We start from the raw sequence: 15,280 nt of genomic DNA, 5'->3' as shown, positions 1-15,280 counted from the left end.
ATTTAGGGAGATTTACACTTGGGGGGGACTAAAGGTATCGCACTGATTCATTTCACCTGTTTGCAGCCCCCGTTTAAACCAGCGAACTCGCTGGGCTGAGGATCCATGGGTAAAGCTGTCGGGAACCACGTAACCCTGGGCTTGTTTTTGGAGGGTGTCATCCCCAATTTGACTGGCGGCCTTGAGAGCTTCTTCGATGTCCCCGGCCTCCAGGATATTTCTGGCTCGGTCAGCGTGGTGGGCCCAGATCCCTGCATAGCAGTCGGCTTGGAGTTCCTGGCGCACTGACAGTTGATTGGCGTCGCGCTGATTCACCCGACCCTTTGCCCGCTGCACCTGTTGAGAGATGCCTAGCAGGGTTTGCACATGGTGGCCAATTTCGTGGGCAATGACATAGGCCTGGGCAAAGTCTCCAGGCGCGTTGTGACGGGTGCGCAATTCTTGATAAAAGGACAGGTCAATATACACTTTTTGATCGGCCGGACAGTAAAAGGGACCCACAGCGGCCTGGGCCAACCCACAGGCCGAGTTCACCTGGTTGCGAAATAGCACCAGTTTAGGTTCTTGGTATGGCCGACCTATCTCTTGGAACAGCGGTTTCCAGGTGTCCTCCGTATCGGCTAGCACCACGGAGACAAAATCAACCAGCGCTTCGTGTTGATCTCCCACAGATGGAGGGGGAACGGCGGGGGGCGGCCCTCCTTGCGGCAGGATAAAGCTGGGGTCGATGCCCAGCAACATCGCGACCAGCACCAGAATGAATCCCCCTATCCCTCCCCCTGCGGCAACGGCCGGTCCCCCTATTCCACGGCGATCCTCAATGTTTAGGCTTCTACGTCCCCGTTGCCAACGCATCCGGCTATGGCTCCCAGCCAAATTTAATTGCCTGGGTATTCTAGCCCAGATTGTGGCTGCGATCCCTCGGACCGAAGCGGTAAGCACTTGCCCGGAACTGGAGCAGTTGCGGACAGCACCGGTTTCATGATTGTGAGGCAGGGGCCCCCTAAAAAAACGTATGTAAATTTTTCTGCTATCGGTATAGTGATAAAAAATCTGGCTATAAATACAGGTAAGTACCGCTATGTCTTCTAAACAGAAAGGATTACTGGCGATCGCTCTATTCTCTTCAGTTTTGATTGTGTCTGGAAGCCTACCGACCTTCTCTGCTGCCCAGTCCCTGGCCTCGGATCTTGGCGTCGAACAAATTAAGGTGAAGGGAAATCGACGGATTGCGGTTCTGGACTTTGATTTTGCCAGCGTGAGTGAAACCGGGTTTGCCCTGGGGCTGTTTGAAAATAATGGGGCCTCTAAGGGCATTAGCAACCTGTTGACGAACAAAATGGTTCAAGATGGCACCTACGTGATGATTGAGCGCAGCCAGGTGAATAAAATTTTAGCTGAGCAAAACTTTGGCCAGAGCGGTCGAGTCGAGCCCAGCACAGCCGTCCAGATTGGGCGGCTGCTGGGGGTTGATGCCGTCATCTTTGGCTCCATTACCCGGTTTTATGTCGAAGAAAAGAAAAAGGGGTTTTCCATCGGCAGTATCTTTGGGAAAGGTCGCAAGCAGGAAACCGCGGCGGTTCAGATCACCACTCGCCTGGTCAGCACTGCCACGGGGGAAATTCTCGGAGCCTTTGAAGGTTTAGGAGAGGTCTCGAGTGAGTCCGCCGGGGAAAGTATTTTGGGCGTGACCACCACCTCTGAATCGAGTAGCCGCGATCGCCTGCTGGGCGCTGCGGCTGAGCAGGCGGTGGACAACGTGGTGAAGGAAATTGCGGCCCTTTCCCCCAAATTAGAAGCTTTGCCAGCGGTTCTGCCCACCGCCGGAATGCTAGTGGCCGATGTGACCAGCTCACAGTTGATTCTCAATAAAGGGGGAGAACATGGATTCCGTCCCGGCATGATTCTTGCGGTACTTCGCGTGGTCAAGGAGGTGAAAGATCCGGTCACCGGACAGCTTCTGCGCCGCTAAACCCAGCCCATCGGTCGGGTGCAGCTGGTGGAGGTTCAGCCTCGGTCCTCGGTGGGTAAAATTTTGGCAGGCCGCGGATTCAAGGTGGGCGATCGCGCCCAGGCGGTGGAATAGGGCCACTGGTTTTGGCACTCCCCCCCGCCGATGCCTTAGGATAAACAGCGTCAGCATTTATAAAACGCTATTCCTGTTGGCGTTTAAGTTTTATCATGCAAGAGTTTTTTGAAAACGTTCTTCGATATCCTCGCTATCTCATTGCCTTGACCGTCGGGGTCTTCTGGAACTTCATTGAGCCGCTGGTGCCCCTGTTAAAGCGACCCACCACTGCCATTGCGCTGGTGGGGATTGTGCTCAGCGGGATTATGTTTCTAACCTTTACCCTCAAGGCGATGCTGGGATTATCGGTATAGACTAAGCTCAGGGCGGAAACGACCCCCATTTATTCCGTTGCAGGAGAGGTGAACCTATGGCTACCGGACGTCGAGTCTCGCGCGTTGCCGAGATGATTAAGCGAGAAGTGAGTCTAATGCTGCTACAGGGAATTAAAGATGAGCGGGTCGGAACAGGAATGGTGAGTGTCACCAATGTGGATGTGTCTGGTGACCTTCAGCATGCCAAAATTTTTGTCAGTGTCTATGGCTCGGAGGAAGCCCGGCAGATCACGATGGAAGGCCTCAAGGCGGCAAAGGGATTCGTGCGGCGAGAACTGGGGCATCGAATTCGGCTGCGCCGCACCCCGGAAATTTCCTTTATTGAAGATCGGGGAATTGAAGAGGGAACCCAGGTCCTGTCCTTACTCAATCAGCTCAGCCGGGAGAAAAAGGTGGCAGACTTTAGTCTGGATTGACACTCGCGCCGTGGTTTGTGCTGGGTCTGCGCACTTCCCAAGGGCGACTTCCATAGGTTGCGATATGTTTGGAACCGGTTTAAAGCAGCGCTTGGGTTTGGAGGGGCAAAGCCACGGGTGGAGGATGAGTTTGATGTTGACCCAACGTGAGCCAACGTGAAGCATCTTTTGCCCGATCTGAGCCACCTGACCCTTGCTGAGCAGGTAGCCCAGCTCATGGTGGTGCGCGCCTCTGGCTATCTGTTCGACCATCAAATTCGCTATCCCAGTTGGGAACCCCCGGCGGCCACCTTGAAGCACTGGCTTCAGGATTTGGGGGTGGGGGGTGTCATCCTTCTGGGAGCCAGTGCGGGAGAGTTGGCTCTGCGGACTCAGGAGCTACAAGATTGGGCCAAAATTCCGCTGCTGCTGGCCGCAGATGTTGAAGAGGGGGTGGGGCAACGGTTTTCAGGTGCTAGCTGGTTCCCCCCTCCCATGGCTCTGGGCGCCATTGCACAACGAGATTTAGCCAAGGCCAAGTTCTACGCCCGCCAAATGGGGAGCTTTACGGCTCAAGAGGCTCTGGCCATTGGTCTGAACTGGGTGATTGCGCCGGTGGTGAATGTCCCCCACAATCCCCACAATCCAGTGATGAATGTGCAGGCCTTTAGCGATCACCCTCAGATCGTTGCTGATCTGGCCACCGCCTATATTCAGGGCGCTCAGCAGCATCGCATCATCACCACGGCTAAGCATTTCCCCGGCCATGGGGACACCGTCATTGAGTCCCCGCTGCAGCTACCGGAGCTTCCCCACCCTCGCCATCGCCTGTTTCAGGTGGAAATTCCGCCCTTTCAAGCGGCGATCGCTGCGCAGGTGGATAGCATCATGAGCGCACACCTGCGGATTCCTGCCCTGGATCGGATTTATCCGGCCACCCTTTCGGACCGAATTTTGACCCGACTCCTGCGTCAGGATCTGGGGTTTGAGGGCCTGATTGTGACCGATGCCCTGGTGATGGGCGCCATTGCCCACCCCTATGGTCCCAATGAGGCGGCGGTTTTGGCCATTGAGGCCGGCGCAGACCTGTTGATGATGCCTGCCGATCCGCCAGGGGCGATCGCGGCCCTGTGTGATGCGGTGGAAACCGGACGCATTGCTGCCGAGCGCATTCAAGCGTCGCTAGAACGAATTTGGCGCACCAAGCAAAAAATCACCACCTTCGGTGCGGACTCCGCATTGCACCCCCACGCTTGGGAGCAGCAGATGCCTTCCCCCATTGACCTGGAGGCGATCGCGCAGCCCCAGTGCCTCCAGGTTATCCGCGATCTGCTGCGTGACTCCAATCAGTGCCGGGGGCAGATCTCTCGGTCCGCCCAGCCCGGCCGCACCGTTATTGTGGTGGATTCCCTGCTAGAGTGCGACTTTTTGCACCCGCAGGCCCCTGCGGTGGCCCATTTGCAATCCCAGGGCTACGAGGTGCAGATGATTGATGCCCACGGTCTGGATCTAGAGCTGGAACAAGATCGTCAGGCTGCTTGGCCGACCATTTTGCAACTGTTTGTGCGCGGCAATTCCTTTTGCGGCTCGGCAGGGCTGCAAGACTCTGCGCGCCATTGGTTTAACCAATTATTGCGTCGCCAGTGCCTGGAAGCCTTGGTGATCTACGGCAGTCCCGATCTGCTGGCGGAGTTCTTCCCCCAGCTGCCTGAGACCCTGCCCTACGGATTTTCCTATGGCCAAATGCCTCTGGCGCAGCAATTGGTGTTAGAGGCGCTTTTGCCGCCCTTGGCTTCCCATGACCTTACCGGCAACTAAACTCAAGATGGATGTATTGTCTCCCGTACAACTCCTGGCCCACCGTGAACAGTTTCCTGCCCTGGGCCATAACTATTACTTTAATTTTGGCGGTCAAGGCCCGCTCCCCCAACCTGCCTTAGATGAGATGGTGCGCGCCTATCAGTATCTCCAGCGCGTCGGGCCGTTTTCCAGTCAGGCCAATGGCTGGGTGAGTGATCAGGTGGAAAATACTCGCCAGGCCATGGCCGCCGAGCTATTGGTTCCTCCTGAGACCCTTTCCCTAACTGAGTCTGTTTCGGGGGGGGGCAATATTGCCCTGTGGGGTTGCAACTGGCAGCCGGGCGATCGCCTGCTTCTCTCCGATTGCGAGCATCCTACGGTCATGGCCATTGGGCGGCAGTTGGGCCATCGCTTTGGAGTGCAGGTGGACATCTGCCCAATCCTGGCGCCCTTGCGAGAGGGGACCCTCGTTGCGACTCTGGCCGCACAGGTCCAACCCCAAACCCGAGTCGTTGCCTTCAGTCACGTGCTTTGGAATACCGGAGAGGTTCTGCCAGTTCAGCAGATTGCCGCTGCCTGCCGAGTGGCCAATCCGAACCTTTTAATTGTGGTGGATGCGGCCCAATCGGTGGGAATGCTGCCCCCTTCGTTGGGATCTCTGGAGGTGGATGCCTATGCCTTTACCGGCCATAAATGGTGGTGTGGTCCCGACGGGCTGGGGGGACTGTATATTCCACCTGCCAGCCTGGATCAGTTTGAGCCCACCTATCTGGGGTGGCGATCCGGTCCTACGGATGCCCAGGGACGTCCCACCCGCTGGTATCCTGACGGGCGCCGCTTTGAAGTCGCGACCTCAGCCTTTCCCCTGGGGGTCGGTTTGCAGAGGGCCCTTAAGCTACATGGCGCGCTGCTGTCGCCTCAAGATCGCTATGAGCGCATCAAGATGCTGGCCCAACAGCTTTGGGATAGGTTGCAATCCATCCCTGGCGTAAACTGCTTACTGCCCTGTGCGCCCGACTCTGGGTTGGTTTCCTTTCAGCTAGAGGGGGTGGATCATTTCCAATTTGTGCATCAGCTAGAGGATCAAGGTTTTCTGCTGCGTTTGATTAAGTTCCCAAACTGCATCAGGGCCTGCGTACATTACCTAACCCTGGAATCGGAAATCGAGGCGCTCTATCAGCAGATTCAGGCAAATCTATGCTAGATCCCTCCATATTTGCCCCTGGGTCAGGGCCTGCAGCCGGTGTGGGGAAGATTCCGGGAATTTACGGATCACAGAAGCCCTGAAATTCCTGTACATTTAAGTAGAATAACAATCTGTCTCTGGGGGGAAGTTCGGATTCTAAGGACCGCACTTGTTATCATTGCAGTCAATGATTCAATCCACCCCATTAACGCCTCAAGAGGCCCTTCAGCTTGCGGATTTTTCCTTTGAGCACACCGTTGTTTCTGTTCTATGGATTCAGCAGGACGCTCGCATCTTCCGCGTCAATCAAGCAGCCTGTCAACTCCTCGGCTATACCCAGGCGGCGTTGGAAAAGTTGTCCGTGTTTGATATTGACCCCAATGCTTCTCCCCTAACCTGGGGGAGTTATTGGCAAAAGCTCACCGCCTCAGGTTGCCTCAGCTTTGCCTCTTGCCATCGGTCCCGGTCGGGAGAACTGCTGCCGGTGCAGGTTACGGCCCATTACCTGAGGATGGGGCAGCGAGAGTACAGCGTGGCCTTTGCCACGGATTTAACGGCCCAGCAGGAGGCCGAAACGGTGCTGCAAAAAACCCAAGAGCGCTATGCTCTGGTGATTAAAGCGGCCAATGATGGTATTTGGGACTGGGACTTTCAAACGCGAACCCTGTATTTCTCGGAACGCTGGCAATCGATGCTGGGCCTAGATCCTCACGAGATGGGCAATACCCTCGAAGACTGGCTGGAGCGAATTCATCCTGAGGATTTAGACAAGTTTCAACTCACCCTGGATCACTATCGCCAGGGTCGGCTAGAGCAGCTAGAGATGGAGCATCGGATTCGGCACAAAAACGGCCAGTATCTCTGGGTGCTCTGTCGGGGGATGGCGCTGCGGGACTATCGGGGTGAACTTTATCGAATTGCCGGGTCCATGACGGATATTACGGAGCGCCGCAGGGCCCAGGCTCAGCTTTTGTTTGATGCGCTCCATGACCCCCTGACGGGGTTGCCCAACCGCACGCTCCTGTTGGACCAGTTGACGGAGGCAATTGCGAAGTACCGGAGAGGCGCCAGCGATGCCTTTGCAGTTTTATTCCTCGATTTAGATCGCTTTAAGCTGGTGAACGATAGCCTGGGCCATCGGGCTGGTGATCAGCTCCTCAGGGCGATCGCTCATCGGCTTTCCCAGGCGCTGCGTCCCGAGGATACGGTGGCTCGGCTGGGGGGAGACGAGTTTATTGTGCTCCTCAAGAAGGTGACCCGACGGGAGGACGCCACTGAAACTGCACAGCGGATATTACAGGTGCTGGCGCTTCCCATTCACCTGGATGATCAGGTATTTTATCCCCGGGCCAGCATTGGAATTGCCCTGAGCGATCACTGCCCCCTGAGCGCGGAGGATTATTTGCGCCGGGCTGACATTGCCATGTACCAGGCCAAAGCCCGCAGTCAGCCCAGCTATGCCCTGTTCACGGCAGAGATGCAGGCCCGCGCTGAGCAGCGGCTGCAGCTAGAGGTGGACCTGCAGCGCGCTATTGCCCAGCAAGAGTTTGAGCTGAAGTATCAACCCATTGTTTGTTTACGCACCCAGCGGATTTTGGGATTTGAAGCCCTGCTGCGCTGGAATCACCCCCAGCGGGGGTTGATTCCTCCCCATCTCTTCATTCCCATTGCCGAGGAAACGGGGCAAATTTTGACCTTGGGAAATTGGGTGCTTCAGCAGGCCTGTACTCAGATGCAGTATTGGAATACCCTGGAGGGATCGCCGCTGCCCCTGTTTGTGACGGTTAACCTGTCTAGTCAACAGGTAAGCCAGCCCAACTTTGCCGGACATATTCAGCAAATTTTAGCCCAGTCTGGGGTCCAGCCTAACCAGATTAAGCTCGAAATTACAGAGAGCACCATCCTTGAAAACACCCAAATTGCGCGGGATCAGCTTCTAGCCCTTAAACAGAACCAGATGCAAATTTGCATGGATGACTTTGGCACGGGCTATTCCTCGCTGAGCTATCTGCATCAGCTTCCCATCGATTACCTTAAAATTGACCAGTCCTTTGTGCAACAAATCCGACACCGCCACGATAACCCCGAAGTGATCCGGGCTATTTTGGCGATCGCCCAGAGTTTAAACATGGGGGTCATTGCCGAGGGCATTGAAACCCATCTCCAGGCAGACATCCTCAGGGAAATTGGCTGTCCCCAGGGGCAGGGCTACCTGTTTGATCACCCCTTAACGGCCCACCGGGCAACGGCCCTGCTCCAGGGCCGTCTCCAGGGTCAGCCTGCCCCCACCGGTCCCACGCAACCTAACCCCATACAGGCACGAATGGCCTCCTAGGGGCTTCGTTGTCCAAGCCACCGTAAGTTGGTTTCTCAGAGATTGGGCTGGAGTGCCCCCTCCTACCCCACAGTTTCGGTTTCCTTGGCCAGGTATTTTTCCAGCTCCGTGAGGGCATCAGCATCTACCTTGGTTTGCATCGGACAAAACTTAGGGCCACACATGGAGCAAAACTCAGCGGATTTGTAAATGTCAGCCGGTAAGGTTTCATCGTGATATTCCCTGGCCCGATCGGGATCGAGGGCCAGCTCGAACTGCCGGTTCCAATCAAAGGCATAGCGGGCCTTGGACAGCTCGTCATCGCGATCGCGGGCACCGGGACGATGGCGAGCAATATCCGCCGCATGGGCCGCAATCTTGTAGGCAATCAGACCGTTGCGCACATCCTCTGCATTGGGTAAACCCAAGTGCTCTTTCGGGGTCACATAGCAGAGCATTGCCGTGCCATACCATCCCGCCATGGCAGCGCCAATGGCAGAGGTGATGTGGTCGTATCCGGGGGCAATATCGGTTACCAAAGGTCCAAGGACGTAGAATGGCGCCTCTGAACATTCCTCCATTTGCTTGCGGACATTAAACTCAATCTGGTCCATGGGCACATGTCCGGGGCCTTCTACCATGACCTGGACATCGTGTTCCCAGGCGCGGCGAGTAAGCTGCCCCAGGGTTTTTAATTCTGCCAACTGGGCGTCGTCGGAGGCATCGTGGGTGCAGCCAGGTCGCAGGGAATCGCCCAGACTAAAGGAGACATCATACTTTTTAAAGATTTCAATGATGTCGTCGAAGTGGGTGTAGAGGGGATTTTGCCGATGGTGGTGCAGCATCCACCGGGCCAAGATGCCGCCGCCCCGCGACACAATCCCGGTAATCCGGTGGCGCACCAAGGGCAGGTGTTCAATGAGAATGCCGGCGTGAATGGTCATATAGTCCACGCCCTGCTGGGCATGCTTCTCAATCACATGCAAAAAATCCTCGGGGGTCAAATTTTCCACATTGCCATGGACGCTCTCCAGAGCTTGATAGATGGGAACGGTGCCAATGGGCACGGGAGAGGATTGAATAATCGCAGTGCGAATGTCATCCAGGTTGCCCCCGCCTGTGGAGAGGTCCATCACCGTATCGGCCCCGTACTTCACCGCCTGCTGGAGTTTGGCCAGCTCCTCCTCGATGCCAGAGGAGTTTGGAGAAGCCCCAATGTTGGCATTCACCTTGCATTTGGCGGCAATCCCAATGGCCATGGGTTCCAGGTTTTCATGGCAGATATTGGCCGGAATAATCATGCGCCCGCGGGCCACTTCATCCCGAATCAAGTCCACCGGCAGTGATTCTCGCTGGGCGACGTAGTCCATCTCTTCCGTGATGATTCCCTGACGGGCGTAGTGCATCTGCGAGACGTTCGCTTGACCGTGACGCTTGGCGACCCAATCTTTACGCATAGGTTTGTCCTCTGACATAAACAGCTTCCCTCCACCGGTACTAACCGGACTCAGGTTCTAAGGGTTTGTTCTCAGCCCCAAGGGTGGGCACCCCTAGCTGTTTTGAATCCTACCACTTTGTTTTAAAGAACATCTGCTTCTCCGGGGACAGCTCTAGTAATCTTAGGGGAATGCAACAAATCGTATCCGTCGATGAAACTTAATTCATGAACCAGCCGGGTGACCCGGCAGCATGGCCTTGCCTTACGCCTTCAGCCCACTCTGATTCGCCTCATCGATCAGCTGCAAAAGCAATTAGCCTCTTGGCCCTGGATCTGGCGGTATGAAACCTTAGAAACCTGGCCCGAGGAGGTTCCGACTGCGGTGCAAGATCGCTACGCGGCTTTGATCAAGGCGCTTGGTCCCGCGCCTGAGGCGGTGGCTGAATAGATGCAAGCTCAGCTGTTTACCTTGCCCCAGCCCGTGCCGATCCATCAACCCCACCTGCAACGGATGCCCCTCACCCCGCCTCCCCTGGATCGCGATCGGGTCGATGCCACGCTCCTAGAGGGTGCATCGGAGATCTGTGGAGCGGCCCTGGACCGGTCAGTGGAACAGGTGGTCCAATAGATGATGGCCCCATGGGTTGTCCCGGCCTGAGAACTGGATTGCGGCGGCAATAATTCAGCAAAGCGCAGGGGGTTGACTCGCGGGTTCCTGGGGTTTGCTAGCATCAACTCAGGCGATCGCTCTGGATTGAACTGGAATCTTGATGAATAGCTGGCGCGCTCTACCCCCGATGCGGGGGAACTCCATGCCAAGGAGACGGGGGATCGGGTTCCCCGGAACCGTCCTGTCACGGCCAAGCTTGGGGATTCGATCCGGTCTTATGTCCATCCTGCTGGCTTTGCAGGTGGCGCTCCCCCTCAAGGCCGCAGACACCCTGCGGGTTCAATATTCCTTTTTGAGTTTAGAGCTGCCCGTGGCCGATCTGGAAGCCTACGCCACCAAGGGGGAGCGATCGCCGCTGTTAAACTCCTACCTCCGAGGACTCAATCCTACCCAACTTGAGGATTTACGGCGCACCTTGAACCAGTCTCTGCACATTCCTCCCCAGGTGCTGGCCCGGTTCCTATCCACCTCGAGTGGATATCGATTTCTAGAAGATCTCAGCCAGCTCGTGCAGGCCGATGCACCTGAAATGGACTCCGTGATTGCCCTGCGCACCGCCATCATTTTGACGGCGGCTCAGGAGGAATCCATCACGCTATTGGGGCTACTGCGTCACTTCCCGGCAGCGGGAGTTCGTGTTGACGTGCAGGAAGGACTGCGACTGTTCAAGCTGCTGCAGAGAGCAACTGCGGATCAGCAGCAGGTTAAGCAGGAAATTAAGCAGCGATCCCTGGACGCAACGGCCTCGATCCGACCCCTGCTCCCTTCCCAGGTGCAAGCCTTAACTCAGGTAGGCCCGTTTCGCTGGCAAACGAGAAGTCTACAACTGCAAGACTCGAGTTCTGAGCGCCTGCAATTTTCGGGCAGCGTCCGGTCATTGCCATTGGATCTCTACCTGCCCCATCGGGGTGACCCGGCCCCTGTCCTCATTCTCTCCCATGGTCTGGGTGCAGGTCGAACCTCCCACACCTATCTAGCCGAACACCTGGCTTCCTATGGCTACGCGGTGATCATTCCCGAGCATTTAGGGAGTTCCGTTGCCTATTGGCGGGCGCTCCTCAAGAGCGAACTGAGCGAGATCTCTCGTCCCCAGGAGTTTATTGATCGTCCGTTGGACATCCAGTTTATTTTGGATGAATTGACCCGTCGAAGTCACCTTGATCCGCAGCTGAAGGGGCGTCTTAATCTGAACCAGGTGGGCATCATCGGACATTCCTTTGGAGGTTATACCGCCCTAGTCAACGCCGGGGGACAGCTGGATTTGCCCCAACTGCGGCAAACCTGCCAACAAGGTTCCCTGCAGGCGTTTAACCCGTCGCTGCTCCTGCAATGCCAAGCTGCTGCCATCTCTGTCCCCCTGCCTAAGTTATCCGAACCTCGCGTGAAGGCCGTGATGGTGGTCAATCCGATTTCCAGTGCGCTGTTTGGCCCGACCGGACTGGAAAACATTCAAATTCCCCTGCTGATGGTGGCAGGCGGCACAGACTACATTGCCCCCCTAGCCCAGGAACAGTGGGCCGCCTTTCAACAGCTGTCCAGTCCTCACCAGCATTTGCTGCTCCTTGATCAGGCAAATCATTTTTCCAGTATCGGCGATCTCTCTGCCCAGGATGCCCTCCTCAATGGTCCCGCCGGTAGTCCAGAGACCATCAGTCGCAAGACCCGAGTCGTCCTTAGGGCGATCGCGCTAAGTTTTTTTGCAACCTATTTGCCTGTGCAATCCAACCCACCGGTCTTTTCTCTGCCAGTCACGGTTAAGTCGCTCAATCAGCCTGATCTTTCGGTGTTTGGCGTCACAATTCGCCCCCAGAAGGAATATTCATTGACTCATGTAAAATAGGGTCACAGATCCAGATACCGTCACCGATCAAACCTGATCGCTCTCCCCTGATTGAAGCAAAGCTTTGTGTTTCCCTTCACTGTCCTGCCATTTCAACCCTCATGAAACATGTTTACCGGCGAGGGCTAAGCGCCCTTGGGGTATTGCTGGCTTGCGCCGCTCTGCGTCCTGTCCATGCCGCTGAGCGCATCTATGCGTCCTATTCTCTGTTTGAGCGATCCATTTCCATAGAGGCTCTGGAGATATTTGTGCGTGAAGGGCGCTACACCGATAACTTAATCACCTATGGCCGCTTCTTTAAGCGTGGCCAGCTAGAGCAAGTGCGCAGTGGACTGCGTGAGCGAGTCGATTTAGACCCGCTCACGATTTCCCAATTTTTATACACGCCCATTGGTGAGCGCCTTCTCCGGCGAATTTCTGAGGTGGTGCAGCCTAAGTCAGGTCAGGGGGGATTCTTTGCCCTCCGGTCGGCGTTGATTTTAGCGGCTGCGCAGGAGGAGGGCCTCACCGCTCTCAACGTCCTCAAGCAGTATCCGACCCAGGGCATTCATGTGGATCTCAGGACTGGGCTGGCCCTGTTTGAAGAGGTGCAAGGGCTCGTAGCGCAGACCAACCAGGTGGTTACCGCCATTGAATCCGAGGCTGGCAAGGCAGAGGTAAGCCTATCGGAGTCCTGGACCCTGGATCTGGCCCGGCCTGGTCCGGAACGCTGGCGCCGAATCTCCTTGCCCCTGACCGATAACAGCAAGAAACGCCTGGACTACACGGGGCGATCGCGATCCTTTCCGGTGGATCTCTATCTTCCTGTCCTGGATCAGGCCACTGCGCGCCCCATGGTGGTCATTTCCCACGGTCTGAACTCCGATCGCACCAGCTTTGTTTATCTGGCGGAGCATCTTGCCTCCTGGGGCTATGTGGTGGTTGTGCCCGAGCATCCGGGCAGTAACAAAGCCCAGCTAGAGGCCTTGCTCAGCGGTCAAGCCAACGATGTGATTGATCGCATGGAATTTCTGGATCGACCTCTGGACATCAGTTTTACCCTGGATCAGCTAGAGCAGCTCTCGACCAACACCCCCGATCTTGCGGGGCGCCTTGACTTTAATCGGGTCGCGGTGATGGGCCAGTCCTTCGGGGGCTACACTGCCCTGGCTCTAGCGGGAGCAAAGCTGGACTTTAATCAGCTTTCAAGGGACTGTGCCGTCAATCTCGATGACACCTTTAATCTTTCGCTGCTGCTGCAGTGCCTGAACCTGCGGATTCCAGTGCAGGACTATCAGCTCGCAGACCCCCGTATCAAGAGCGTGATTGCGATGAACCCCATCGGCAGTAGTCTCTTTGGGCCGCAGGGCCTGAGTGATATTGCCATTCCCACCATGATTGTTGGCGGGAGTGCCGACACCGTTGCTCCCCTGGTGCCTGAGCAGGTCAGACCCTTTAGCTGGCTGACCACGCCGCAGAAATACTTTGTGTTGATCAACGCCGGCACGCATTTTTCCCTGATTCAAGTCCCCGAGGCCGAGGAGGAGGGCAATATTCCTCAGCTAGAGGCCTTTTGGGGACGACGTCCCGATATTGCTCAGGACTATCTCAAAGCCCTGGGATTGGCCTTTATGAACCGTCACTTAAGCGGAATTGAAAGCTACCAGCCATTTTTATCCTCAGGCTATGGGGCGGTTCTCAGCCAGCCCCCCTTACCCCTGAGTATACTCTCTGGAGGCCTGCCCCCTGTTCTTAACCCGGTGCTTGACTCCGGGACTAACCCACCCCAAGCTAGCCAGCCGGGTCCCCTCGTTTTCACCCAGCCCCCGCCAGAGGGCAGCCGAAATTGAGGGAGGATTCAAGATTCTCAGAGAGATCCTAAAAAATTCAGTGGGAAAAGATGCAGTGGGAGAGATTAAGTGGGGTCCATCAGGGTCAGAAATTCATCCCAAATTTTTTGGGTCATTGGACCTGGGCAGTGGGGCAGTGGCCTTTGATCAATGGATCGGATCGGCATAATCAGACGCACGGAGGAGCTGAGAAACGCCTCCTCTATGCCTTCGAGGTCCGAGGGCCTCAGGTGGGCCTTTTGGTGGGGGATATGGTGCTGCTCTAGAATTTGGAAGATATAGTCTCGGGTGATGCCCTGTAAAATTCCGACGTCGTCATCGGGTGTGATCACCCTGCCGTCCCGAATAACCCACAGATTACTGGTGGTTGCTTCCGTAATCAGACCCGCCCCGTTCAGCAGCAGGGCATCGTCTGCTCCCTGCTGCTGGGCCTCCAGCAGGGCCAGAATATTGTTTAGATAATTGCCGGTTTTGGCCTTCGGCGATAGGGCTCGTTGATCATTGCGCAGACGATCGGGAATCACCAAGTTCACGCCTGTCTGGGACAGGGTGGGCGTGGGGTCAATGGCACTGAGAATAATCAGTAGACTCGGCTCAAGGGCGGGACTCGGCTGCAGGCTAATTTTTGACTCGGTTCCGCGCGTGACTACAATTCGAACATAGGATTCAGGCCAATCTGCTTGCGCCAGGGTTCTTTCAACTTCATGGCGAATATGGCGATCGCTCCAGGGAATCTCCAGATACAAATAGTCTGCCGATGCACGCAGTCGGCGCAGATGCGGATCCAGGCCAAAGAGTTGGCCCTTGTAAGTTCTCACCACTTCATAAACGCTGTCGCCGTAGAGAAAGCCCCGGTCCAGGACAGAAACGGAGGCTGTGGGGGCAATAAGGCCGTCAAGATTGGTCAAAATAGTCAACGGTCTGTCTCCACTTCCCGCTTCATGCGCTCCAGGGTCTGGTTCATTTGCTCAAACATTTGCTGCGGGGTCATGCCAAACTGGCCCAGCTGGGTCTTGAGCTGTTCCACCGTCATCTTGGCCATAAAATCATCGGAGAGCTCAAATCGCTTCATAAAGACTCGATAGCGATCCATCATCTCCTCCATTTTCTGGATAAAAATGACTTTCCCCTCACGGTCAAATTTACCGTATTCGCTACCCAGCTGGGTCAAAGACTGGTAGTCTTCGAACAAGCTTTTGGCCTCTTGTTGCACAATGTCTGACTCGAAAAATCCCATGGTGGTTTTCAATGGTAGCGAAGGAAGGATAAATTTTGGCGATGGCTTTTCTACCGATGCAGGCGATTTGCCTCAATGAAGGGGCGCCCCACCCTGCCCAGTCCTCAGCGCCATCTCTGGCCTCAATGGAGTTTAAGACTCTAGCCCTATGGTAGCTCTAGACCTTAT

The 15,280-nt window shown here is 55.9% G+C and carries 14 protein-coding genes and 1 riboswitch; of the genes, 10 read left to right on the top strand and 4 right to left on the bottom strand.

What is annotated here, in order from left to right:
* Positions 1–12 precede the first annotated feature (12 nt).
* Positions 13–855, bottom strand: coding sequence for a KPN_02809 family neutral zinc metallopeptidase (gene ypfJ, locus QQ91_RS03845; RefSeq protein ID WP_166280266.1), 843 nt, complete (start codon positions 853–855; stop codon positions 13–15).
* A 226-nt stretch (positions 856–1,081) separates the two neighbouring features.
* On the opposite strand from ypfJ, the gene QQ91_RS03840 reads away from it, so the two are divergent.
* From QQ91_RS03840 to QQ91_RS03815, 6 genes are all read left to right on the top strand, one after another.
* Positions 1,082–1,972: a CsgG/HfaB family protein gene (locus QQ91_RS03840; RefSeq protein ID WP_236096061.1), complete on the top strand. Its 891-nt coding sequence runs from the start codon at positions 1,082–1,084 to the stop codon at positions 1,970–1,972.
* 209 nt (positions 1,973–2,181) lie between these two features.
* Positions 2,182–2,382, top strand: a complete 201-nt coding sequence (locus QQ91_RS03835; protein WP_166280264.1) for a DUF751 family protein — start codon at positions 2,182–2,184, stop codon at positions 2,380–2,382.
* A gap of 56 nt (positions 2,383–2,438) precedes the next feature.
* Positions 2,439–2,819 (top strand): 30S ribosome-binding factor RbfA, encoded by a 381-nt coding sequence (gene rbfA, locus QQ91_RS03830; RefSeq protein WP_166280262.1) that lies wholly within the window; start codon positions 2,439–2,441, stop codon positions 2,817–2,819.
* Positions 2,820–2,975: 156 nt separating this feature from the next.
* Positions 2,976–4,616 carry a glycoside hydrolase family 3 N-terminal domain-containing protein gene (locus QQ91_RS03825; RefSeq protein ID WP_166280260.1) on the top strand — a complete coding sequence of 547 codons (1,641 nt, stop codon included), beginning with the start codon at positions 2,976–2,978 and terminating at the stop codon, positions 4,614–4,616.
* Complete coding sequence (locus QQ91_RS03820) at positions 4,597–5,802, top strand: aminotransferase class V-fold PLP-dependent enzyme (protein WP_236096060.1); 1,206 nt, start codon at positions 4,597–4,599, stop codon at positions 5,800–5,802. The genes QQ91_RS03825 and QQ91_RS03820 overlap by 20 nt, the downstream gene beginning before the upstream one ends.
* Before the next feature lie 169 nt (positions 5,803–5,971).
* Positions 5,972–8,119 (top strand): sensor domain-containing protein, encoded by a 2,148-nt coding sequence (locus QQ91_RS03815; protein WP_166280258.1) that lies wholly within the window; start codon positions 5,972–5,974, stop codon positions 8,117–8,119.
* Between the two features lie 62 nt (positions 8,120–8,181).
* On the opposite strand, the gene thiC is transcribed toward QQ91_RS03815, so the two are convergent.
* Positions 8,182–9,555 carry a phosphomethylpyrimidine synthase gene (gene thiC, locus QQ91_RS03810; RefSeq protein WP_166280256.1) on the bottom strand — a complete coding sequence of 458 codons (1,374 nt, stop codon included), beginning with the start codon at positions 9,553–9,555 and terminating at the stop codon, positions 8,182–8,184.
* 9 nt (positions 9,556–9,564) lie between these two features.
* Positions 9,565–9,660, bottom strand: a riboswitch (TPP riboswitch).
* Between the two features lie 114 nt (positions 9,661–9,774).
* Here thiC and QQ91_RS03805 point away from each other — a divergent pair.
* The 4 genes from QQ91_RS03805 (at position 9,775) to QQ91_RS03790 (ending at position 13,875) form a co-directional block, all read left to right on the top strand.
* Positions 9,775–9,984, top strand: coding sequence for a hypothetical protein (locus QQ91_RS03805; protein WP_166280254.1), 210 nt, complete (start codon positions 9,775–9,777; stop codon positions 9,982–9,984).
* Positions 9,985–10,164, top strand: coding sequence for a hypothetical protein (locus QQ91_RS03800; protein WP_166280252.1), 180 nt, complete (start codon positions 9,985–9,987; stop codon positions 10,162–10,164).
* Between the two features lie 259 nt (positions 10,165–10,423).
* On the top strand, positions 10,424–12,046 hold the full coding sequence (locus QQ91_RS03795) for an alpha/beta hydrolase (protein WP_166280250.1): 1,623 nt from the start codon (positions 10,424–10,426) through the stop codon (positions 12,044–12,046).
* A 101-nt stretch (positions 12,047–12,147) separates the two neighbouring features.
* The gene (locus QQ91_RS03790) at positions 12,148–13,875 is read left to right on the top strand and encodes an alpha/beta hydrolase (protein ID WP_166280248.1); all 1,728 of its coding nucleotides are present in this window, start codon (positions 12,148–12,150) and stop codon (positions 13,873–13,875) included.
* A 65-nt stretch (positions 13,876–13,940) separates the two neighbouring features.
* On the opposite strand, the gene QQ91_RS03785 is transcribed toward QQ91_RS03790, so the two are convergent.
* Positions 13,941–14,792, bottom strand: coding sequence for an aminotransferase class IV (locus tag QQ91_RS03785; RefSeq protein WP_166280246.1), 852 nt, complete (start codon positions 14,790–14,792; stop codon positions 13,941–13,943).
* Complete coding sequence (locus QQ91_RS03780) at positions 14,789–15,112, bottom strand: DUF1825 family protein (RefSeq protein WP_166280243.1); 324 nt, start codon at positions 15,110–15,112, stop codon at positions 14,789–14,791. Before QQ91_RS03780 ends, QQ91_RS03785 begins: the two co-directional genes overlap by 4 nt.
* Positions 15,113–15,280 lie beyond the last annotated feature (168 nt).

Source organism: Lyngbya confervoides BDU141951 (assembly GCF_000817775.3).
GTDB classification, from domain to species: domain Bacteria; phylum Cyanobacteriota; class Cyanobacteriia; order Thermosynechococcales; family Thermosynechococcaceae; genus Lyngbya; species Lyngbya confervoides.
The sequence above is the reverse complement of the archived record's forward strand: the minus strand, read 5'-3'. Positions and strand labels throughout refer to the sequence as shown.